At 44.7% G+C, this 21,970-nt stretch carries 27 protein-coding genes; 20 read left to right on the forward strand and 7 right to left on the reverse strand.

Annotated features, from left to right (window positions below):
• Positions 1-109: 109 nt before the first annotated feature.
• Positions 110-286: a hypothetical protein gene (locus ACFORK_RS18070; RefSeq protein WP_175374447.1), complete on the reverse strand. Its 177-nt coding sequence runs from the start codon at positions 284-286 to the stop codon at positions 110-112.
• 225 nt (positions 287-511) lie between these two features.
• Here ACFORK_RS18070 and ACFORK_RS18075 point away from each other — a divergent pair, with 225 nt between their 5' ends.
• From ACFORK_RS18075 to ACFORK_RS18085, 3 genes are all read left to right on the forward strand, one after another.
• Positions 512-985, forward strand: coding sequence for an NUDIX domain-containing protein (locus tag ACFORK_RS18075; RefSeq protein WP_379201447.1), 474 nt, complete (start codon positions 512-514; stop codon positions 983-985).
• 81 nt (positions 986-1,066) lie between these two features.
• On the forward strand, positions 1,067-1,468 hold the full coding sequence (locus tag ACFORK_RS18080) for a ribosomal maturation YjgA family protein (protein WP_379201449.1): 402 nt from the start codon (positions 1,067-1,069) through the stop codon (positions 1,466-1,468).
• An 8-nt stretch (positions 1,469-1,476) separates the two neighbouring features.
• Positions 1,477-2,268: a lipid II flippase Amj family protein gene (locus ACFORK_RS18085; protein ID WP_379201451.1), complete on the forward strand. Its 792-nt coding sequence runs from the start codon at positions 1,477-1,479 to the stop codon at positions 2,266-2,268.
• Positions 2,269-2,319: 51 nt separating this feature from the next.
• Here ACFORK_RS18085 and ACFORK_RS18090 read toward each other — a convergent pair whose 3' ends face one another.
• Complete coding sequence (locus ACFORK_RS18090; RefSeq protein WP_379201453.1) at positions 2,320-3,147, reverse strand: hypothetical protein; 828 nt, start codon at positions 3,145-3,147, stop codon at positions 2,320-2,322.
• Positions 3,148-3,392: 245 nt separating this feature from the next.
• On the opposite strand from ACFORK_RS18090, the gene ACFORK_RS18095 reads away from it, so the two are divergent.
• The 4 genes from ACFORK_RS18095 (at position 3,393) to ACFORK_RS18110 (ending at position 5,699) form a co-directional block, all read left to right on the forward strand.
• On the forward strand, positions 3,393-4,253 hold the full coding sequence (locus tag ACFORK_RS18095) for an SDR family oxidoreductase (RefSeq protein ID WP_379201455.1): 861 nt from the start codon (positions 3,393-3,395) through the stop codon (positions 4,251-4,253).
• A gap of 83 nt (positions 4,254-4,336) precedes the next feature.
• On the forward strand, positions 4,337-4,738 hold the full coding sequence (locus ACFORK_RS18100) for a DUF4265 domain-containing protein (protein WP_379201457.1): 402 nt from the start codon (positions 4,337-4,339) through the stop codon (positions 4,736-4,738).
• Positions 4,739-4,778: 40 nt separating this feature from the next.
• Entirely contained in the window at positions 4,779-5,288 is a 510-nt protein-coding gene (gene lepB / locus ACFORK_RS18105) for a signal peptidase I (RefSeq protein WP_379201459.1), read from the forward strand.
• 78 nt (positions 5,289-5,366) lie between these two features.
• Positions 5,367-5,699: a DUF3024 domain-containing protein gene (locus tag ACFORK_RS18110; protein WP_379201461.1), complete on the forward strand. Its 333-nt coding sequence runs from the start codon at positions 5,367-5,369 to the stop codon at positions 5,697-5,699.
• 3 nt (positions 5,700-5,702) lie between these two features.
• On the opposite strand, the gene ACFORK_RS18115 is transcribed toward ACFORK_RS18110, so the two are convergent.
• Positions 5,703-6,041: a Dabb family protein gene (locus ACFORK_RS18115; RefSeq protein WP_379201463.1), complete on the reverse strand. Its 339-nt coding sequence runs from the start codon at positions 6,039-6,041 to the stop codon at positions 5,703-5,705.
• Positions 6,042-6,313: 272 nt separating this feature from the next.
• Between ACFORK_RS18115 and ACFORK_RS18120 the strand changes: the two genes are divergently transcribed.
• The 5 genes from ACFORK_RS18120 (at position 6,314) to ACFORK_RS18140 (ending at position 11,255) form a co-directional block, all read left to right on the forward strand.
• Positions 6,314-7,348: an HD-GYP domain-containing protein gene (locus ACFORK_RS18120; RefSeq protein ID WP_379201465.1), complete on the forward strand. Its 1,035-nt coding sequence runs from the start codon at positions 6,314-6,316 to the stop codon at positions 7,346-7,348.
• Positions 7,349-7,488: 140 nt separating this feature from the next.
• Complete coding sequence (locus ACFORK_RS18125; RefSeq protein WP_379201467.1) at positions 7,489-8,229, forward strand: GTP pyrophosphokinase; 741 nt, start codon at positions 7,489-7,491, stop codon at positions 8,227-8,229.
• A 213-nt stretch (positions 8,230-8,442) separates the two neighbouring features.
• Complete coding sequence (locus ACFORK_RS18130; protein ID WP_379201469.1) at positions 8,443-10,050, forward strand: sensor domain-containing diguanylate cyclase; 1,608 nt, start codon at positions 8,443-8,445, stop codon at positions 10,048-10,050.
• Positions 10,051-10,087: 37 nt separating this feature from the next.
• Entirely contained in the window at positions 10,088-10,273 is a 186-nt protein-coding gene (locus tag ACFORK_RS18135; protein ID WP_379201472.1) for a cyclase family protein, read from the forward strand.
• Between the two features lie 112 nt (positions 10,274-10,385).
• The gene (locus ACFORK_RS18140; RefSeq protein WP_379201474.1) at positions 10,386-11,255 is read left to right on the forward strand and encodes a cupin domain-containing protein; all 870 of its coding nucleotides are present in this window, start codon (positions 10,386-10,388) and stop codon (positions 11,253-11,255) included.
• 75 nt (positions 11,256-11,330) lie between these two features.
• On the opposite strand, the gene ACFORK_RS18145 is transcribed toward ACFORK_RS18140, so the two are convergent.
• On the reverse strand, positions 11,331-12,338 hold the full coding sequence (locus tag ACFORK_RS18145; RefSeq protein ID WP_379201476.1) for an acrylyl-CoA reductase family protein: 1,008 nt from the start codon (positions 12,336-12,338) through the stop codon (positions 11,331-11,333).
• Between the two features lie 121 nt (positions 12,339-12,459).
• Here ACFORK_RS18145 and ACFORK_RS18150 point away from each other — a divergent pair, with 121 nt between their 5' ends.
• The 4 genes from ACFORK_RS18150 to ACFORK_RS18165 all read left to right on the forward strand — a co-directional run bounded on the left by ACFORK_RS18150 (position 12,460) and on the right by ACFORK_RS18165 (position 15,761).
• Positions 12,460-13,071 (forward strand): TetR/AcrR family transcriptional regulator, encoded by a 612-nt coding sequence (locus tag ACFORK_RS18150; RefSeq protein WP_379201478.1) that lies wholly within the window; start codon positions 12,460-12,462, stop codon positions 13,069-13,071.
• Positions 13,072-13,123: 52 nt separating this feature from the next.
• Entirely contained in the window at positions 13,124-13,726 is a 603-nt protein-coding gene (locus ACFORK_RS18155; protein ID WP_379201480.1) for a histidine phosphatase family protein, read from the forward strand.
• A 158-nt stretch (positions 13,727-13,884) separates the two neighbouring features.
• The gene (locus ACFORK_RS18160; protein ID WP_379201482.1) at positions 13,885-14,043 is read left to right on the forward strand and encodes a GNAT family N-acetyltransferase; all 159 of its coding nucleotides are present in this window, start codon (positions 13,885-13,887) and stop codon (positions 14,041-14,043) included.
• A gap of 359 nt (positions 14,044-14,402) precedes the next feature.
• The gene (locus ACFORK_RS18165; RefSeq protein ID WP_379201484.1) at positions 14,403-15,761 is read left to right on the forward strand and encodes an SIR2 family protein; all 1,359 of its coding nucleotides are present in this window, start codon (positions 14,403-14,405) and stop codon (positions 15,759-15,761) included.
• Here ACFORK_RS18165 and ACFORK_RS18170 read toward each other — a convergent pair.
• Together ACFORK_RS18170 and ACFORK_RS18175 are read right to left on the reverse strand one after the other, a co-directional pair.
• Positions 15,727-16,485: a toll/interleukin-1 receptor domain-containing protein gene (locus tag ACFORK_RS18170; protein ID WP_379201486.1), complete on the reverse strand. Its 759-nt coding sequence runs from the start codon at positions 16,483-16,485 to the stop codon at positions 15,727-15,729. The genes ACFORK_RS18165 and ACFORK_RS18170 overlap by 35 nt on opposite strands.
• 139 nt (positions 16,486-16,624) lie before the next feature.
• Positions 16,625-17,569 (reverse strand): tyrosine-type recombinase/integrase, encoded by a 945-nt coding sequence (locus tag ACFORK_RS18175; protein ID WP_379201488.1) that lies wholly within the window; start codon positions 17,567-17,569, stop codon positions 16,625-16,627.
• 593 nt (positions 17,570-18,162) lie between these two features.
• On the opposite strand from ACFORK_RS18175, the gene ACFORK_RS18180 reads away from it, so the two are divergent.
• Positions 18,163-19,587 (forward strand): NAD-dependent malic enzyme, encoded by a 1,425-nt coding sequence (locus ACFORK_RS18180; protein ID WP_379201490.1) that lies wholly within the window; start codon positions 18,163-18,165, stop codon positions 19,585-19,587.
• Between the two features lie 67 nt (positions 19,588-19,654).
• Here the strand turns inward: ACFORK_RS18180 and ACFORK_RS18185 are convergent, their stop codons facing one another.
• Positions 19,655-20,152 (reverse strand): GNAT family N-acetyltransferase, encoded by a 498-nt coding sequence (locus ACFORK_RS18185; RefSeq protein WP_379201492.1) that lies wholly within the window; start codon positions 20,150-20,152, stop codon positions 19,655-19,657.
• Between the two features lie 257 nt (positions 20,153-20,409).
• Between ACFORK_RS18185 and ACFORK_RS18190 the strand changes: the two genes are divergently transcribed.
• From ACFORK_RS18190 to ACFORK_RS18200, 3 genes are all read left to right on the forward strand, one after another.
• On the forward strand, positions 20,410-20,856 hold the full coding sequence (locus ACFORK_RS18190; RefSeq protein ID WP_379201494.1) for a hypothetical protein: 447 nt from the start codon (positions 20,410-20,412) through the stop codon (positions 20,854-20,856).
• 17 nt (positions 20,857-20,873) lie between these two features.
• The gene (locus ACFORK_RS18195) at positions 20,874-21,311 is read left to right on the forward strand and encodes a GNAT family N-acetyltransferase (protein ID WP_379201496.1); all 438 of its coding nucleotides are present in this window, start codon (positions 20,874-20,876) and stop codon (positions 21,309-21,311) included.
• Positions 21,312-21,472: 161 nt separating this feature from the next.
• Complete coding sequence (locus ACFORK_RS18200) at positions 21,473-21,964, forward strand: DinB family protein (protein ID WP_379201885.1); 492 nt, start codon at positions 21,473-21,475, stop codon at positions 21,962-21,964.
• Positions 21,965-21,970 lie beyond the last annotated feature (6 nt).

The raw sequence follows: 21,970 nt of genomic DNA on the forward strand, positions 1-21,970 counted from the left end.
TGCTACGAAACAATACCATAAAGGGCGAATAGTCTTCATACAATAAAACGCCCGGCTTGGCAATCAAAAGGGAACCCTGTACAGAGGTACAGAGCTCCCTTTTTTCACATTACTTATACGTATTCTGTTCATTCTTCTGGAATTTTTGATCATCGCTACTGATCATTTCTTTCCGGTGATCCTTCTTCTTTTGTCCGAGCTGCTGGGCCTGCTGGCTTGTCACAGGTGTCGTCTCAAGATCACTTACTGTGTTGATTAGGTTTTTATCCGGTTTAACTGGACTCATTGTATAATCCTCCCTGGTATGAAATGATAGGCGTGGTTCGTATCTATTGTGGCAGTATTCAGCCTCGACTATGCAAATTCATTACAACAGGTGCGTGTATTGTACGCTCTTGAAGCGATGGAAGAAAAAGTTAAGGGTGAACAAGGTCAATGACAGGGCTTTGTCTAATATACATATATAGTAGTTCAATCAAGGTCACGTCATAAACCCAAAGGATGATTAATCATGCCAATGTCTGAGTATTATCGAGGATTACGGGAAAAGATCGGACCAGAGTTGCTACTGATTCCCTCTGTAGCGGCAGTTATAAGAAATGAAGAAGACGAGATCTTGTGTATTCGCAAACCGGGCGAGACAATGTGGGGCCTGCCTGCAGGTGCCATCGAACCAGGAGAGAAGCCTGTGCGTTCTCTACGCAGAGAGGTGTATGAAGAGACAGGACTAATGGTTAATCCGGACCGGATGATCGGCGTTTTTGGTGGTGAAAAATTCAGATACGAGTATAGCAATGGTCATCAGGTGGAGTATCTGGCCATGGTATTTGAATGTTCAATGATCAATCGAACGCTTGTGGGACTGGAAGGAGAGGCGGAGGAACTGAAATTTTTTAAGGAAGAAGAACTGCCGGAGCTAGCAATTCCTTATCCGAAAGAGATTTTTGCCAAAAGCAGTTCATCCTCAAAGCCAATATTTGAATAAAGCATGGTCTGTTAGTAGAAGTCAGCGACATAGAGTAGTAGGAGGCAATAATGAAAATATATATTTATAGGTATTCTTGTCATGTGGAGAACTAAAATAATCTACCTTTCCGCCGTTCTGCTCGTCATCGTGCTTGGCCTTGGTTCCAGGGCGTTTGCGGAGCAGCTACCACCGTTCGTCTCCAGACATTTTGGCGATGCGTTATGGGGGAGTATGGTCTACCTTGGTTTCCGAATGCTATGGACGAGACGACAGCTCTTGTTCTCCTTCTGGCTAAGCCTGCTGTTCAGCTACGGCATTGAGTTCAGCCAGCTGTATCAAGCGGACTGGATAAACAACATACGCGCAACTGTACTGGGAGGCCTGGTATTAGGAAAAGGGTTCCTGTGGATTGATCTACTCAGGTATACTATCGGAATTACTGTCGTCTTTGTTCTGGATAGAGCAATCTCGCAACGCTATAAAGTCAAGCATTGGAGATGAATGAGAACATGACGAACAGCTTAATTATTGTATGCCTGCTCACCTTGATCATCCATACCGCGGAGACCCTATCTTATTCGATCAGATTTGCCGGAGTGAGACTGAACAAGATTGCGATTGCCCTATCTCTGACCGGAATCATTGTTCTGGTATCCAGAACGGCCAATATGATCCAGGCCCCGTTGACAGCTAAATTCGTCGATTATGCCAAAGTGAATCCGGGTTTCCCGCTGCTTAACTATTTAATGATCATTATGCTCGCTTCATCGCTGGGCACTTTGATTGCTATAGGTGTCTTTCCGACATTTGTAGGTCTGTTCGAAAGGGTCATCTCCAAGCTGGAAATCGAAGGTTCTATTCCGAAGTTACTGAACAGTGTCACGATAAGCCAGCTCAAGAATACCCGAAAATACATAAAAAAACCGAAAGTAAGACTCTACAGCTTCAGGTATCTGGGCATTCCTAAACGTTTTATTATTATGAATATCTTCGTTACGGCGTTCTACACCGTTGGTGTCTTGTCTTCACTCTACGCTGCACATCTCGTTCCACAGTTCAGTACAACAGCCTCACAAGCTTCAGGACTCATTAATGGGCTGGCGACGATTATGCTTACAGTATTCATTGACCCGCAGCTGGGGATTATTACGCATAAGGCTACTCAGCATGTAGAATATCGGGATCAGCTTGGAAAAATATACGTTGTACTGATGGGCTCCAGATTCCTGGGCACCTTACTCGGCCAAGTTGTGTTGTATCCTGCTGCGCTCTTCATTAGCATGTTGGTCAAGCTGATCTAATAATACAAGGTGGTTGGTATCAGCAGCCCATCAGTCCATCATTCCTGGTGTTTATTTCGGAAGCTTCAACTCCGCAGTGCGAAGCAGGGTAGAGATTTGTTTCTCCCAGCCTATCAGCTTTAGCTGCAAGGCTTGGATGATTTTCATCTGGGCAAAAGAGGTCTCCATTCCTGCTGCAGCAGCGGGTGCGTCACCTTGCTTCATTCCTGTCTGATACCGCTTATGAGCTTCTGCGCGAAGCCTTTGTGCAGCAGTAAGCTCTTTACTCCCGGTGGTGGCCACCTTCCGAAGCGCTGATATAGCGGCAATAGTTTCTCTAGCTGGCTGGGTCTTGTCAGTGGTCTGCTTCCGGGCTGTCGTCAATGCTGCGGATTTCGCTTTGATCTCGGCCTGTGCCGCTGTCGCCGCTGCTTTGAGCTTGTTGCGCTGCAGATCAAGTACCGCGGCAGTCTTGGGATCCTTGGCATTACGTGCAGCCGTAGCCTGTTGTCCTAGTGTATTATACTTTTCGAGCAGTGGCGCATGTTTCTTGCGTGCTGCATCAACCTGCAGCTTCAAGTTGTCGATTTGGGCCTGATCGGTGGATTTGAGCTTCCCCTGGATTGCCTTCAAGTCATCATTGTTCTGCTTGCGCAGCTTCTGGAGCGTTCCCGTGTTCTGGGTGATGTTCTCCTGTAAGGTAGAATAGTCGTTGTACAGATTGCTAATACGTTCCAGCGCCATGTCCCAGTCTGATGTCGCCGCTTGGGCTTGAGGCAGATGCAGAAAAAACAGGGACAGCGTTAGCAAAATAGCAGCAGCGAACTTTCGATATACCATTGTTTTTGTATTAACTGCTGAGCGATTACCCTTTCTGTCACGTACTTTGTCTACAATCATTGGCTCCCACATTGATCTCAACCTCTTCTCTGAATAGTAGTAGGCACAAAAAAAGCACCCCCAAGAAAGGCATTTCTGCCTGTCCTGCGAGGTGCTTCGCCCGCAAATCTATCATAATTGATGCTTTTACTATAACTTGAAAATTAATGGATAGTCAATCAAAATATAGAACATTTGTTTTCTATTTAATCATGAAATATACTTTTGTTAACATAAATTACACCTTTCAATGAAGGAGGAGCAGAATGACTCCCTACCAGGAACGTTCGAAGGAAAAGGTAGCCCTAATAACTGGTAGTTCCAGCGGCTTTGGGCTGCTGACAGCGATTACGCTTGCTAAGAAAGGCTTCAAGGTAGCTGCAACTATGCGGAATCTTAGCCGCAGCAGTGAGCTTGAGCAACAGGCCCGACAGGAGGGCGTGCTCGATAAGCTGTACTTTATACATATGGATGTAACAGACCAAGCTTCTATTGATACGGCCGTGGGCAAAGTGGCCGCAACTTTTGGCAGAATAGATGTACTAGTGAACAATGCGGGATACGCTGTAGGTGGATTCGTGGAAGAAGTAACGATGGAGGAGTGGCGCGGACAGATAGATACGAACCTGTTCGGCCTTATTGCCGTTACCAAGGCTGTGCTGCCACTGATGCGGGAACAGAAGAGCGGGACGATTATCAACGTTGGAAGCATCAGCGGTCTGTCCGGGTTCCCCGGATATGCGCCATATGCTGCATCCAAATTCGCAGTGGAAGGTTTCAGTGAAAGCCTGCGCCATGAGATGTCACCGTTTGGGATCAAGGTCGTCATTGTTGAGCCGGGCTCATTCCGTACCCCCATCTGGGATAAAGGACTGGACAGCATTCACAGCAGCCCAGATTCGCCATACAGTGAGCGGCTTGATGCCGTGCTGCACTACACCAGAAAGACTGCTGAATCGGCTCCTGACCCACAGCAGGTAGCAGATTTGATCGGGCGGATTGCAGGGATGTCTTCACCAAGGCTACGTTATCCCATCGGGAAAGGAACGCGTATCCTGAGATGGGGCAAGACGCTTTTGCCCTGGAAATGGCTCGAAAAGATTATAGATAAGAATTTGAAGAAGTAGTGAAGTTTTGTGTTTCTTGGGCTGAATAAGGTAAACTATCATATATGGATTTGATATTTAAGAGAGAGAATTGAGGTATGCTGATGCCGAAGCCATTGGAGCTGCATATATGCTTTGATGAACGAGGGTTTGAGATTGAGGTTCTGGATGTTACCCCGGTGGACCGGGACATGTACCGAATTGAGGAGACACCGATTTTTAATCCGGGGGTGTCTATGGGGGATGTAATTCGCCTAAAGGAAGAACAGGGAGTCTACTACTATCAGGAGACTGTCCATAAATCCAATTTAAAACGATACGCCTGGTTGCTAACCCAGGATACTGCTTATTCACCGATTCTGGCAGCTTTCAAGCAGCGGGTAAATAGCGCCGGTGGAAGCTGGGAGCAGATTTTTGGCGGATTGGTCGTTATTCATATTCCGCAGGACGCTGTGCTGGATGTGGAAGACGAAATGAGCCGCATTATTGATTGTTTTGGGGACTGAAAACAAGAGTTATCTATACGAATTGATGAGGTGAATAATTATGAAGAAATATGCGAAGCAATGGGTACCGACACTCTTGATTGCCCTTGTCGTTTCCTTATTCCTGAGAACTTATGTTGCTGAAGCGATGAAGGTTCCTACCGGGTCGATGATTCCGACCATTCAGATTAATGATCGTCTCATTGTCGAGAAACTATTATGGATGACTTCACTGGAGCATGGCGATATTGTTGTGTTCTACCCACCGGTGCCTGGTGATGAAGACAAACGTTATGTCAAACGACTCATCGGACTTCCTGGTGATACGGTAGAGATCAAGGAGGGGGCTCTGTACAGAAACGGCCTCAAGGTGGATGAGCCTTATCTGAAAGAGCCGATGAACTATAGCTTTGGACCGGTTACCGTTCCGGCGGACCACTATTTTTTCCTTGGGGATAACCGGAATATCAGTTATGATGGCCATTTGTGGGAGAATCCGTTTGTCGCCAAGGATAAGTTGATTGGAAAAGTAATTGCGGAAATCCCAACCCACCTACTATTTCAGCGTTAACGGAGTTCCCGGTTCAGATTATGTTTATGTAAATATAATAAGATAACCTCTGGAAGCTTGTTAAGAGGTGAGAATAAAATGCTGGATCACTTTACAAAGAAACGTATAGAGAAGATCATGGATCACTATATCAAGGCCCAAAACTCCGGGCGCTCCAACCCGCAGCGTAAACTCAAGTATCGGATACATGAGAATACGGTAACGCTGCTGGATGAGCGGCCGATTTTTCTGAATGGACAATGGATAGAATGGGGAATTGCCCAATTTTGCAGGAGTGATCAGGGTTGGCGCATTTACTGGCGGGATCTGAAGAACCATTGGCATGTTCTGGACAATATTAAGCCTGATACTGATTTTGAGAAACAACTTAAGATTGTAGAGCAGGATTGCAATGGAATCTTTGGTGCTTAACAACTACTGCACGTTTGTCGTCTTAGATTGAGAGCGAATTTTGGTTATTGGATAGTCTGCTACTATGACATTATCGAGGATGCCTGTCAGCATTTGCACAAACGCCTGATGTTTGGGATGCGGGCCATATTGGCGAAGGGCGTCCTTATTTTCAAAAGTTACTCGAAGTCCCAGTGTGTAACCATGTATGTTATCCACTTCTTCAGTCTCATTCACCCCGGCCGTAATTTGCACAATTCCCGGAATATCTCCTTTAAAAGACAATAAAGTCTCCACAAGCTGGGGCCCTGTCGCTGGATCATAGTTGCCGTTGAATTTAAAGAGAACCAAATGTTCGAACATAAATAAAACTCCTTTATACATAAAGTGTAGGGCTAATGGACGGTTCCGCTTTAGCTTACCACAAAGAATTTTGTCAATAAAACATGGAAAAGCGCGAGGTAAGGCTAATTCCTCTCTTTGGTAAATTTAGTGATGCTAAAGTTGGGATACTTTGGAACTAGTTGACGGCGTTAATGTGACTTTTCCCATATTGTCAGGCCAAACGCAAATAGACTATGATCAAGTAAAGGCAAAAGGAAAAAATTCCTATACATAAGAAAGGGTGCTGATTCTTGAAAGTTCATGTCACGGATCTAAAACACGGCGACTGTCTTCTGACAGACACTTTCAATAGTGTTGGTCTGCACGTGCTCCCGAAAGGGACTGTCGTCCAAAGTGAAGAAATCACCATCCTCATCCGGCACAAGATTGATTATGTGGATATTGAGCCACGCTCCATGCAACAGGGAGTGCAAGTCAATAATCTAGAGCAGGATCTGAAAGCCAATCTGGATCTTGCGATCCAGAATTATGAATCCATCTTTTTGGAGGCACTTGCCAAGGGAAGTTTTACGCAAAGCATGGTTGATAATACGCTCCAACCCTTGCTTGAAAGTCTAGATGAGCAAAAGGATGTCGTTTCGCTCCTGCTTTTGTTCGACCGTAACGATATTGATACATACAATCATTCCCTGCAAGTCGGATTATTATCGTATTATATTGCTTCCTGGTTGGGACATTCCAAGGCAGAACGCTATGAGATCAGCAGAGCAGGTTATCTGCATGATATTGGTAAAAGCCAGGTTCCGGCTGCGATTCTGCATAACACAGGCGTCTTGACTCCTTCTGAAGAGGAAGAATTGAAACGCCACACTACATATGGCTATGAGATTATTCGTGAATCGATGAAAGACGGAATTACCGCTCTAGTGGCCCTCCAGCATCATGAGTTTGAAGATGGCACCGGCTATCCGCGCAATATGCACAAGAACGACATTCACCCGTATACACGGATTGTCGCTGTCGCCAATACTTATATGGGTTTGACGACAGCCCGAGCCAACCAACCTAAGCAAGGTCTGATTACAGTGCTGCGTAAGGTGCATGAGCTTGGATTTGGCAAGCTGAACGGAAATGCAGTACAAGCGTTGACAGGACATCTGTTGCCTAACTTTGTTGGTAAGACTGTACAGCTTAGCAATGGAGAGATGGGTACCATTATCATGAACAATCCGCTGGACATGTTCAGACCGCTCGTGAAGGTGGATGAATCCTTCAGAGACTTGTCCAAAGAACGCAATCTGTCTGTTGAAGAAGTCTTTATCTAGTTTGCTATGACAATAAAGCTGTCCTTTGGTCCAACGACCGGAAGGGCAGTTTTATTGTTTTTATCCCCTGATTTTTCCAAATTTGAATTCCGGTAACGGATTGGCTATGATTAATTCATAACCTGATGAAGGAGATTTCCATGAAGACCGAAGATCAAATTGAGAAAATGAAGAGATTCCGCAACGAAATTACCCGGTTTATGCTGCTCTACAAGTTCGCTCTGGATGAAATGGAGACCAAGGTTGATATACTGAAGCAGGAATTCCAGTCGCTGCATGACTATAGTCCCATCGAGCATACGAAATCACGGTTGAAGTCTCCTGAGAGTATTATGAATAAAATGCTGCGCAAGAATAGCGAGATTTCACTGGCCGCTGTGAAGAATGATATCAAGGATATCGCGGGCCTCCGCATTACCTGCTCTTTTATTTCTGATATTTATCAAGTTAGCGAGATGCTGCAGAAGCAAGACGACTTGACGGTGCTGGAGATCAAGGATTACATCAAGAATCCCAAGCCTAACGGTTATCAAAGCCTGCATCTGCTGATTCAGGTTCCGGTATTTATGTCTGACGGTCAGGAACTGGTGTGTGTCGAAGTGCAGATTCGTACCATTGCTATGGATTTCTGGGCTAGCCTGGAGCATAAAATCTTCTATAAATACAACCAGTCCGTTCCGGAACGGCTCACCCGCGAGTTGAAACAGGCTGCCGAATCTGCGAACATGCTGGATGTGCAGATGGAACGTTTACACCGCGAGATTAAGGAAATCAAGGACGCACAGGGTGAGGACGACATGATAGAAGACCTGAAGCGGATTATTATTAATAATCAGAAAATTTCCTTGCCTTCCGGCTTCCTCAAGCTTTTAGGCGAATAACAGCCATTTTCATTCAAACAATCACAATAGTGAGCAGAGTAGCGATTCTCTCGTATGGGGGGATCGCTGTTTTGCATTTTTGGCTAACGCGGCTGAGCAGAGTAGAAGATGGATATAGCATTTTTTTCTTACCGTTCATGTGAAACTTTCGTTTATAATAATATTAATCATTATTTTATAGTAAGCGTTACGTAAAAACACAGGGGGTGCCGGATGCCTTTACACCAAGAAGCCCATTTGGGTCGCAGAAAAAAAATAGGCCTTACAGCGCTTCTCATTGGCTTGGTAACAATGGTCTTTGTCCTAACCTCAGCTATTCTTTTGATTGCATCTTACCAATCTGAGAAGGAGTCTCTGACTGAAACTACACTGGATTTGAACTTTTCGAGCGCAAGTCGGATGAGTCAAACGACAGAGTCTCTTTTCCAGTCCATGCTCAGTACCTTGGAATACAGTGCGCATAATCTTATGAGGGAAGATGGACCAACGGAGGATTTATACAATCATTATCTTGAGTTAATGCGCCAAAGCAGCAGTTATTTCAATTCGATAGCTTTGGTGAACGAGAACGGGATGATCCGTAATGTGTCTCCAGAATCGCTGGGAACCGCCGGGCTACTATTTACTAGCACACCAGTATTGGATGCTTTGGCTGCCAAGAAGACTTATATCTCACAGCCGTATACTACGAAAAATACCCCGAAAATGACTGTGTTCGTGAGCCAGCCCTTATTCGACAAGCAGGGACGATATAAGGGAATACTGGGTGGAACTATATACCTTGAGGATAATAATATCTTCAGTATGATCTTTGAAAATAACAAGCGGGATGAGAACGGGTCCTATTTTTATATTGTGGATTCTACGGGGCATATGCTGTATCACCCGGATAAAACGCGAATCGGTGAGGATACCAGCACTAATAAAGCTGTTCAGGAGCTAATGAAAGGTCACAGCGGCGAACAAGAGATTATTAATACCAAAGGTGTGAAAATGCTAGCCGGATATGTCAATGTTCCCGCCAGCGGCTGGGGAGTTGTGGTGGTGTCCCCTACTCAGGTGATACACGAGCAGATTATAGGTCATATGGAAAAAATCTTTTGGTACACTCTGCTGCCTTTCATTCTATTGTTGGTCGTTGTTATTGTAGTGGCTCGCAGGCTGGCCAGCCCGTTCGTCTATCTTGCGAATTTGGTGAGCAAAGTCGGGAAGGGGAAGATCGAAATCCCTACTGCCATTTCCCACTGGAACAGAGAAGCTGACTTGCTGACCAAGACACTCACTACAGCCCTAACGGTTATGCAGAAACAGACGGATCGATTAACCCGCCATGCCATGACGGATTCCTTAACAGGTCTTGCGAACCGAAGGGCTCTGGAGCTTGTAATGGAAGAGTGGATTGCGGAGGGTACTCCGTTCTCCTTAATTGTGATGGATGTGGACAAATTCAAATTTGTTAACGATACCTATGGCCATCTGACAGGGGATGAGGTACTGAAGCGTGTTGCCACGGTTCTAGCAGCATCCGTCAGACCAGGGGATTTCTGCAGCCGTTATGGTGGAGAGGAATTTATTATTTTGTTGGCTGATGCCAAAGCGGAGGATGCCTACATTGTGGCTGAACGCTTCCGTTTAGCCCTGGCAGCAAGCGAGGCTCCAACCGCGACGCCAATAACTGTATCGCAGGGGATTGCCCACTATCCTACCCATGCACAGTCCAGCGAGATGCTGCTGAGGAATGCAGATCAGGCGCTATATTATGCCAAAAATACGGGGAGAAATAGAACGATTATTTCCGGCAGTGAACCAGAGCAATCTTGATGTATTAAACAACTATTGATCTTGGGGGAGTATGGACATGCCCTCACCGGACAGATTTCCTTTTGAAATCCATAAGTATCTGCTGTCGAACGATGTACTAATCCTGGAGAATCTGACGAATGTAGATGCACTGCTAGGCAAGGAGAAGTTTGAAGTGATGGCCCTGCCGCTGCGAATTCGGTCGGATTCCGCAATTTCCCGGGTAATTGCCAGGATTAACTGATGGACGGGTCAACATAAAAAATCCGCACCTGGGCCTAGGCAAACACATATCTTACCACAGAGAGTCCAAAATTGGGATGACAGAAGGGTAGGAATGTATTTTGACTTCTTATATGGATTACACGTCTCCAGGGACACAGTTTAGTGCGGATGTGAACAAAAACCTATTATTCAAAAAAGACGATCGGAACTTTATCAATGTACTGTCTGTTCAACAATTGAACACGCTGGAGAACACTTCACTGCTGGATATCTTCCTCAGTAAATCAAATGTGGTAGAGCCCCACTATCATCAGAATGCGGCAGAGTTGGTCTATTGTATCTGTGGCGCGGCTGTAGTCTCACTGATTAACCCGTTTACGAATGAGCTTTTGCATTTCCCGCTCACCCCTGGTCAGGTAGCCAATGTTCCGCAAGGCTGGTGGCATTATGAGGTGGCTACGATGGATGATACGCATTTGCTGGCTATTTTTGATGCGCCGGTTCCAGAGGTTATTCTGGGTTCGGATATTCTGAAGCTTACTCCGACGAAGGTGCTTGCCCATACCTACTGCCTGGATGAAGCTAAAGTAGAAGATGCGCTCGCTCCCATTCAAAAGAGAACCTTCATCGGTCCACCGGTGGGCTGTGTAAAAGGGGCAGTCAAGGGTAAAAAGGAGAATGCGATGCCGAATCCACAACCTCATGCTCAATCGCCTTACGGAACTATGCCTCAGCAATATGGGCAATCTCCTCAACCTCACTGGAATGGGCCTCAACAGGGATGGGCACAGACACCGCAGCCTCACTGGAATGCACCGCAACAAGGATGGAACCAGACAGCTCAGCCTTATGCGCAAGCGCCTCAACCCTATGCACAAGTACCACAGTCTTATGGGCAGCCAGTATATACCCATCAATTGTATGGGGAGAGTTCTCGGCAGCAGCCGTATGCACAACAGCAGCCGACTGTACAATATGTCGGAGGTTCTGAATCCGTCTAATCCTCAGATATCAAAGGGCGTCCCCTAAGCCAGAACACGGCTGCGGAGACGCCCTTTATTTTGTATATATGAACTTTAGGATAAAGTAACAAGCACACGACCACGGGTCCGGAATTTCAAAATATCCTCCAGCGCTCCTGGCAGTTCCTCCAGTGTCACTTCTCGGTCAACCAGAAGATCCAGGTGCTCAGGCTTCAGGTCGGTTGCCATGCGTCCCCAGACGCTTGCTCTTGTCTGTGCATCACAGAACACGGAGTCAATACCGAGCAGGTTAACCCCTCTCAGAATAAATGGCAGCACAGTAGTCGGCAAGGCGGTTCCTGCGGTCAAACCGCTTGCGGCTACAGAACCTTTGTAAGCGAGCTTGCTCAGGACGGCTGACAATGTAGTTCCGCCGACAGAATCGACGGCGGCCTGCCATAATTGTCTATCCAGGGGTTTCGTAGAAGCCCCAAGCACATCCTCACGGGAGAGGATTTCCTCAGCGCCTAACGCTTTGAGATAGTCTCCAGCTGCGCTGTTGCCAGTGCTGGCTGCGACGCTGTACTGCTTGGCAGCCAGCATTGCCACAGCAGCTCCGCCTACACCACCGGTGGCTCCAGTGACCAGCACTTTTCCTTTCTCAGGAGATAGCCCATGAGCTTCTAGTCCTTGAATGGACAAGGCTGCTGTAAAGCCGGCGGTTCCATAGATCATGGCTTCTCTTAAGGTAAGCCCGTCCGGGAGGGGGGTGATCCAGTCAGCGGGAATACGTGCATACTGGCTAAAGCCGCCAAAATGAGTTACGCCAATGCCATAGCCGCAAGCGATCACGGGCTGGCCTTCGGTAAAACGTTCGTCACTAGACGAGACTACATAACCTGACAAGTCCACACCTGGGATGAATGGATAGGATTTGAGGATTTTTCCATCAGGAATGCTGGCTAAACCATCCTTATAGTTTACACTGGAATAAGCGACCTTGATGACAACTTCTCCGGCAGGCAGGTCTGCCAAGGTAAGGGATTGGATACCGACAGAGAATGAGTCAGCGGTCTTATCAACCATTAGGGCTTGAAATGAGTCTGGTAGTTGTGAGTTCATGTACGAAGGACTCCTTTGCTCGAAGTGAAATGTAAGACAGTTATATAATATTTATTCTGACCGGTCAACTTTTTTATGTCTGTGATATAATATGCATTATTGCCTGTTTAATGGAGGTATTATGGTACGTTATAAGAAATCTGAGGAAAAACGCAAGCAAATCCTCTCCGCAGCCTTTCGGGCGTTGGCCGAATACGGATATGATGCCGTGACCTTACAAGTCATAGCGGATCATGCCGAGGTGAGCAAGGGGGTAGTGCACTACTACTTTGAGAATAAGGAAGCTGTGCTGACGGAGCTCCTGGAGTGGCTGACCGCCAGAATCTATGAAAAAGAACGCGCAGCTGTTCAGCAAGAGACGACGGCTGCCGGTAAACTGGGAGCGTATATTGATTCCGTGTTCGTCTCTCCGGAGAAGAACCGGTCCTTTTACCGGGTATATCTGGATTTCCTGGCCCGGGCCAGCCGTCTTTCTGTGTACCGTGAGATCAACCAGCGTTTCTATGACAACTGTACCAGTATTAGCACAGAAGTGTTGCTGATCGGTCAGGAGGAGGGAGTTTTTGCCCCCCATCTCTCCCCTGACACAACGGCTCCGGTGATCCGGGCCGTTATTGACGGTTGTCTGATTCAATGGCTGATGTCGGATCGGGATGAGCTGCATGCTGTGTTTAAGAAATCCTGTTATGATGCGGTGTGGAATGTGCTTAGTAAGGGACCGGAACCCATTTGAAATTGGGGGGCTTTGCATACTGCACATAAAGATCTAGGAAAAGAAGCCATTGTTGAGCGGCTACACGAACTCTGTTGGGGATGAGGTGGCAACGATAAGCGGGAATGTGAAAATTGGACTGCTCAGACATTTCAAAGTTGATCTGCAGACAGAGGGAACATGGATGAGCGCGCAGCAATTTAACGCTTGGGTGGATGAATATAACACGTGCAGTATAGAAAGGCCTCGGGTCGTAGATGTTCTTGATGCGGACTGGAATCGATGCTTGTCGAGCAATCTATATAGAGCGGCTGAAACAGCCAAAACGATGTACACTGGAGAAATTGTTATAACAGACCAACTTAGGGAAATCGATGTTCGTGCATTCACCAAACTCCCTATAAGGCTGCCTTTAAGCTGGTGGATGATAATTGGAAGGCTAGCTTGGTATGGGTCACATCGCTCTCAGCAAGAGAGCAGGAGAGAGACAATATTAAGAGCAAGAAATGTCATTGATCAGATGGAGCAGGATCAGAATGCAGCTACACTGCTCGTGACTCACGGCGCGTTTATGAAGGTTCTTCGTAAGGAGCTGCTGCGAAGAGGGTACCAGGGGGAAGCATTTACTATTCCGAAAAATGGTGGTTTGTACACGTTTGAGAAGACTGTTAAGTAGGGCAGTTAGCGAGCATGATTATAGTTAAGCTCTCTATGTTCTTTGCTTTTCATGTGGGGAAATTGGATGAAGCGTACGGAATTATCACTGCTTTTCATTACGAAGCGCCCCCGAGGAGTGTAACACTTAGCACCCAGGGCTGAGGTACTTGATATTGTGTGAGCAAGAAGCATCGAAGAAAAGGGATCGGCAGTATCCTGCTGCAACATGTAGAAGAGATAGTGAAGTCTCGCGTAGCCTACTGCCTGCTTATGCTGAGGTATGTTGAAGATTACGACACATTTCCTTCTATGGAAAAAACGGAGTTGGCCCTGTAGCCACCATACCTGATGTCTTTGGTCCCGGTGGGGAGGGGAATGTTGTTCTGCGGAAGGTGCTGGGTTAGAAAGAGTAGAGTATGAAGGAGATAGGCTGAAGGACACATCAAGACAGTAGGACTGTAAGGTTCTGCTGTCTTATTTTGTCTGCATTTGTTATATTTTTGATTAATATAAGTTCGTTACAGGAGGGATTTGTAATTTTGAGACGAATATAAAGAATTATAGTTAGAAAATGTTGTTTATCTTTTACCTCTATGAGGTGCTCAAGTGTAATCCTATGGACTAATAACTACGAATTATTTGGAGGTACTTCCTATTATGCGGCAAACATTAATTATTTATTTTGAGGTGCGTAGATGAGGCTAACGAAAGAGCAATTTTTGGATTTTTACTCACAACAGACACTGGCTGATGAAGCATCATTGTTTTTGGGATCAGGGGTATCAGCGACAACGGGTTATCCCTCCTGGAAGTCACTATTACAGCCATGTGCGCGGCAACTAGGAATTGAAATCACTGATTCTACAGACTTGTATTTACTAGCGCAATATTATGCTAATACGTTTGGTGAAAGTGCTCTTAAAAAAATAGTAAACGATAATATTAATATATTAAATCATGAGAGTTCATTAATAGATGAATTATTAAATCTTAACTTTTCAACAGTTTGGACTACTAATTATGATACAGTGCTTGAGAAGAACTTACACAAAAGAAATATTCAATCAAATAGCGTAAATAACGATAAAGACCTAGCAAACATAAGCCGCAACAATAGAGTAAATATTTATAAACTAAACGGCGATGTTTCAAATCTTGATAGAATTGTAATTAGTAAGAATGATTTAGACTCTTATAATAGTACCCATGAGTTATTATTAACATTTTTTAAAAAGGAGTTAGTGTCCAACACTTTTCTTTTTTTAGGATATAGTTTTTCTGATACTTTAGTGCTTTCATGTCTCAACACAATTAATAAATGTCTGGGTAATTCTGCAAACTATCATTATGCGATTATGAAAGATGAAAAAAATACCAATTTTAATTATTTTATAGAAGATTTAGAAAAAAGATATAAAATAAGAGTTTTACTCATTGATAATTATGACGATTTACCAATTGTTTTAAATGAGCTAAATAAAACTATCAAAAAGAAAAATATTTTCTTTTCTGGAACCTTCGAAATGCTTCCCTCGAAGGAAGATCTTTTCGCTTATGAACTTTGTGACAAATTATCCGAAGGATTACTATTAAATAAGTATTATATTTACACAGGATATGGAAGAAAAATGGGAAATTATTTGGCCGGCACAAGTATTCAGCATTTATTAAATCATAATATGAAGATTGAAAAACATTTACTAATGCGGCCTTTTCTATCAAGCATGTCACCAGCAGAACAATATGCTCATCGAGAAATGTTGATAACAAACTGCCACGTCGCAATTTTTATGTTTGGACAGAGTCCATATCAAGATGGATATGTAAATTCACGCGGAGTAAAAGAAGAATTTGAAATAGCAAAGAAACATAAGAAAATAATAATTCCAATTGGTGTGACGTCTTATTCCGCAGCTGAGATATGGGAAGAAGTAAAAAATAACATCACACTGTATCCTTATCTAGAAAGATATATTGATATTTTAAAAACTGAGAATAATCCAAGCTGTATTACAAAAGTTATTCTTCAAATCCTTGAAGAGGTATGTTTATAATTTGATTTAAATAAATTACCAATGCGTACTCTACAATGGTTAATTCCTTAAAATCAGATATTAAGTCAAGTTTTGTAAGATTAAATAAATAGCTTATGCTTTTTGTTACATATTTTGGGACGCAGACATCCCTCAAATTTGAAATATAAAGAAACAAAGAATACAAGATAGTTATGCGACCGTTTAAATTGTTACGATCAATATTATAATATGTGTTAATTAGTTCAGATAAATATTTACTATTATCAATTCTTCCTACCTGCTCATTCAATTTATGATAGCAATCAGCTAGATCTGCGTATTTATAAAAAGAAATTGTATCTTTTAAAAATTTGCATATTATCTGATTACATATTGCTAAGGTACCGGTAGTATTATCGACTTCATTGTAAATTAAGTCGCTTAACCAATCATACTTACTAGGAAGATCCTTTGCTTTAATCTTATAAAAAATAGGGAATATATGTATCTTTCTTCTTTGGAATTCTTTATAGATAACTTCAATTTCTTCAATAGCACCAGAGCTTTCAAAAAAGTGTTCTGATATTACAATAATAGCGTATTTACTTTCTTTGATTCCTCTTACATAATTATCAAATTTATTATCACCAAGATAATGTTCATGATAATCATACCAAACATTTATTCCATAATTCTCCAGATGATAGAGAATAGATCTTACTACTGTTTCGCGGTCTTTTCCAGAAAAACACAAAAAAATCATTGGACACCTCTATACTATAGATAATAAGTCTCATTGTATTGATATATCACTTCATATAGCTGTCTTAAAACAACTTTTAATATACCGTTTAGTCGTTGGTTCAAATTAACTTATGACAGTACCTCCAAATAATTCGTAGTTATTTGGAGGTAATAATTCGGTTCCGGGGATTGAACTGGGAGAGGACGTCCCGTTTTCTTTTGACAGATACTTCAGTGTAGATTTCGGTGGTGCTTACGCTGGAGTGACCCAGAATTTCTTGGACAGCGCGCAGATCGGCTCCGTTTTCTAGCAGTTGAGTTGCGAAAGAATGGCGCAGGTAGTGCGGTGTGGCTTTTTCATTAATGTTAGCGAGCTGCCTGTATTTCGTAAAAATATCTTCAACACCATAAATAGATAATGCTTGGCCGTATTTGTTCACGAACAGGGTATCGACTTGGGGACGGAACAGTTCTCGCACGTTCAACCACTCATTTAGCTTCTCAATAAGCTCCGTACTGGACAAATACAACAACCTCTCTTTGCGTCCCTTTCCGAAAATGACCACCACTCTATTCTTGAGATCAATGTCCTGCAAATGAATTTGAGTCAGTTCGCCAATACGCATTCCTGTTGAAAATAATAAGTCGATTATCGCATCATTACGGATGGATAAACGTTGGCGAAAAGGAGTCGTTAAGGTTTCACGGTCCAATTGCGGGGAGTGAAGCAATCGTTCGATTTCCTCTACGGCCAGTGTTTTCGGAATTCGTCTGGCCATTTTGAACTTTTTTCCGAAATTCTGAAGAGGGGATTGATCTAGCCACTCTTTTTGGACTAAAAATAAAAAAAAGGCCTTGATAGATATGTATTTGCGCTTAATGGTCGAGTCTTTGAGCGTACCTGTACTGTTGAAGCTATGAAAATAGAGGTGGAGGCTCTCGCTTGAGATCCCTTCTATATCGTTCTCTATGAGCCAGAAGTGCAGCATGTTGAGGTCGGAAGTATAGGCTTTGATCGATTTAGATGATAGATTCTTTTCGATGATTAAAAAGGAAATATATTTCTCAAGATATGCAGGCAATTCAGAAGCGGGGAGCGTCATGGTATTCCTCCTGGTGTATGTATGTTATGTAGGTTCTTGACTGCTCAAATTATAGCAAAGTTTACCGTTAGAACGTTAGGTTTATCCATGGCTTGCCAGATCGATAGTTGTAATGCACAAAACACCGACCTCTAGTCCACATTTCGCCGGAACAATCACCTGAGCTCACGTTCGAGCCTAAGAGGGAATTGGATAGCGGGAAATTATACCGTTAATTACTTCGTTTCACCTTATTTATCATAAATAAATGGAATTTCTCCCGTTATAAACCTCTTTAATCCCGTAATGCTCTAGTATTGAGGCGATTAACAGGAGTTTTTCCAGTTACTTTTTGATAAGAAGAGAATTTAACGAAAATAACAGGAATAATTCCAGTTACTCCAATACTCTGCAGAATGAAATTGAGACTTTCGGCGCATTTGTCGCTTGGAGTGGGTTACACTGCGTCTTAATGTCGTGTCTTTTGGATATCCTGACAATGATCAGCCAGTGGCTAGGGCATACGAATTTCCATCTATTGTAATGGGAATCTATCTCCTATAATATGAGTGTTGTACAGTGGAAGCAGACTTTGAGACAAGGGGGCAGAATGTATGTCGATAGCGACAACAATGATTATCCGACTGGAAATACGGAAATCGGTTGCGTCTTTTGGTGATGTAGCATCCAGAATTGCTGAAGTGGGTGGCGACATTGTAGCGATTGACGTCATACGTGCAGGCAAGGATGTGTCGACCCGTGATATTACGGTGAATGTGCCGGATGCGGCGAACGGCGAGATTGTCGGTGTGTTATCGGACATGCCTGGCATCAAAGTGATCAACGTATCTGACCGGACCTTCCTGGCTCATCTTGGCGGTAAGATTGAGGTTACACCCAAGATGCCGATCAAGAACCGCGAGGATCTGTCGCAGGTGTACACCCCAGGTGTAGCCCGGGTCAGCATGGCCATTCACGAAGATCCTAACAAAGCGTATTCCCTGACGATGAAAAGAAATACAGTAGCTGTTGTAACCGACGGCACCGCGGTGCTGGGACTTGGCGATATCGGACCTGAAGCGGCGATGCCGGTGATGGAGGGCAAGGCCATGCTGTTCAAACAGCTGGCAGACATTGATGCATTCCCCTTGTGTCTGAATACGAAAGACCCGGATGAAATTGTGAAAATCGTGAAAGCGGTTGCTCCTGGGTTTGGCGGAATCAATCTGGAGGATATTAGTTCACCGCGCTGCTTTGATATTGAGCGAAGGCTGGAGGAAGAGCTGGATATTCCTGTTTTTCATGATGATCAGCATGGCACGGCTGTTGTGGCTCTCGCGGGTCTGCTCAACGCGTTCAAGGTTGTGGATAAGGATATTGGAACTGCACGAATTGTAGTGGTAGGGATTGGTGCGGCAGGTGTTTCCATATGTAATCTGCTCCTGGCAGCAGGGGCGCGAAATATTTTTGCGGTAGACCGGGAAGGCATCCTCTCGGCTAAAAAACAATACAGCAACGCAGAGTGGAGTCGGTTGGCCCAACAAACGAATCCCGAAGGGATTACCGGCGGCTTGCCGGAGGCGATCCGGGGTGCAGACGTGTTCATCGGGGTGGCCGGAGCCGGGATATTGACTGTCGATTTGCTCAAAAGCATGGCTGAGGATAACATCGTTTTTGCAATGGCGAACCCTACGCCGGAGATTGAACCGGATCTGGCTGAACCGCATGTGCGGGTGCTAGCCACTGGTCGAAGTGATTACCCGAACCAGATTAACAATGTGCTGTGTTTCCCAGGTATTTTCCGCGGGGCTTTGGATTGCAGGGCCAGAGCGGTTAATCTGGATATGAAGCTGGCAGCGGCTAAAGCCATTGCTTCTGTGGTGCAGACGGACGAATTGAATGAGCACTACATCATTCCCAGTATTTTTAACGACAAGGTGGTAGAGCAGGTTCGTTCAGCTGTGATAAAGGCGGCGATTGCAACGGATACAGCCCGCCGGATTCCCCCGGACTTTTCTGCAGAAGCGAAGAAAGAGTAGCACTAAGGGGTTTAGATAAAGGAAGGGCAGCTGATAGGGCTGTCCTTCTTTGCTGTGTAACTGGAGCCTAGGAGTCAGCAGGAGAGGTCTCACATAGTGGTGCGTTCAGATGAAAGTATACAAGTTGATCTACGAGTTCTTGGTGCCTAGTAAAACCCAACCGGTTCAGCAGCTGTATAGATCGGTCGTTCTGGGGTTCCACTGTGGCTTCAATCATCGACAACCCCATTTTTTCAAAACCAAATGAAATCACGGGAGCCATGACTTCTGTCATAAATCCTTGCCCCCAGTATGCTTTTGACAGGTCATAACCGACTTCCGCTTTGGCTTCGCCGTTGCTCTTAGTTACCCAACAATGATAACCGCAAGTGCCAATAAGCGTGCCGGTGATCGTCTCAAATATTCCCCAGCGGCATCCCGGGTGATCTATCCCAAATTGGATGATTTCTTCAGCCTCTTCCTGGCTCTTGCAGGGCGAAATATCCATGAACCTCGTGACTTCCTCATCTGCAAAATGTTTATATACCTCCTGACTGTCTTCAAGTGTCAATAGTCTTAGGGTCAATCTAGCAGTTTGCAAGGAGGGGAATTCAAAGTCATTCATCTTATCAATCCTTTCTTAAGAGAAACAGTCTGTACGCATATCACGCGGCATGATAAATTGGTCAGATCCTGGTATTATCTAAGTTTACTCCTGCGGACAATAGAACTGGAAGGTAAAGTTCTTTTTGTTGTAAAATTATACTAATCACTGTAATCACATTTGGGCGATCTTACGAACGGCTGACATGTGGTCTTAATCAAATAAGACAGGAGGTCTGTATGATGATGAAGGCACTGCGTGTATTGTTGATGGGGGCGGTAACGCTATTACTACTTGCGTCCTGTAATTCAGAGACTCATAAGTATAATTATACGTTTAAAGGTGAGGGGAAGCAGTGGGCAGCGGAGTATGTGCAGAAAGCATCAACAACGCTGACCGAAAGGAAAAACGAGAGACCGCAGTATAGTTCTTCGAATGAGCGCATTTTCCAGCTCAAGTACAAGGGGAAGCAAACCGATCTCGGTGACATTAAGGAATTGAAATACAGCTATAAAGGAACTACCGGGGAAGGCAGTAGTACTATCGAGGGTCCAGTTCACTTTGCTGATTTGAAGTCTGGGTCTGTAAGTAACGGATCTATCGAGCAAGAGGACGCCGTAATTCAAGTTGAGGTTGAATGGGATGGTCAGAAGGAGCAATTCGAACTGAAAGTCCCTAAAAAATAAATCGACGGAGGACAAACATGGTTATTCTTAAGGAAATAGAATTAGAGCATCTGGATGCGTTAAACGATCTGTATCATGAACTGGTGGGGAGAGCGGCAGATCGGGGCAAGCTAGAGCAAATTTTTAAGCTGGTGAAGGCTGACAACCGGTACATTTTGCTGGGTGCTTTTATAGATGGAGAGCTGGTAGGTTCGGTAATGGGTATTCTGTGTTATGACCTTGTTGGGGATTGTCAACCATTTATGGTGATTGAGAATGTTGTGGTCTCGTCACGTGCCCGCCGTCAAGGCGTTGGTAAGAAGCTGATGGTGCGCATTGAAGAAATAGCCCGTGAGCGAGACTGCTATTACATGATTCTGGTCTCAGGCGAACAGCGGAAGGAAGCGCATATTTTCTATGAAAGGCTGGGCTTCCGCGACGAGAAAGTAGAGGGCTATAGGAAGCATTTAAGCTAGGGGTTAACCAGAAGTGGCTGCGTAGCTGCTTTGTGCCGTAAGAGACGATGAGAGGATAAGGAGAACATACGTGGGATTGATTTTTTAAAGCTATTTTTTCCATACTACGAAAACTCCCGCCATATTACACTCAGAATATTATTATCATGGAGGCGTTCGATCTGGAGACATTATTTCGATATAACTGGATGGTCAGGGAGCAGTGGTACCGTTGGTGTGAAGATGTGCCTGAGGAGGAGCTACTCAAAGTAAGGACAGGCGGTGTAGGAAGCATTCTGAAGACACTGTTCCATGTCGCTGATGTTGAATGGAGCTGGATCCAGACCATTCAGGGCAAGCCGGATTTCCTGGAGGACTTCAATTTGTACCAGAGTCTGGCACAGGTGAGGGCGCTGGATGCCCGTTTCCGCCAAGATGTAGAGGGATTCGTATTAGGTTGGCGGGAAGAGCTGGAACGGAAGATGTTCGATGATTTGCTGCCAGACGGGCAGGTGCGCTCCCTGGCTTGGGGTGAGGTGCTCCGTCATGTGATTGCTCACGAGATTCATCATATGGGACAGCTGTCGGTATGGGCCAGAGAGATTGGCAAGGCGCCGGTGTCCGCTAACTTGATAGACAAAGGGTTGGTATTTAGCCTGCCCGGCCGGGAATAGGACCCT

This window comes from Paenibacillus sp. GCM10012306 (assembly GCF_042649265.1).
Classification (GTDB): Bacteria; Bacillota; Bacilli; order Paenibacillales; family Paenibacillaceae; genus Paenibacillus_AQ.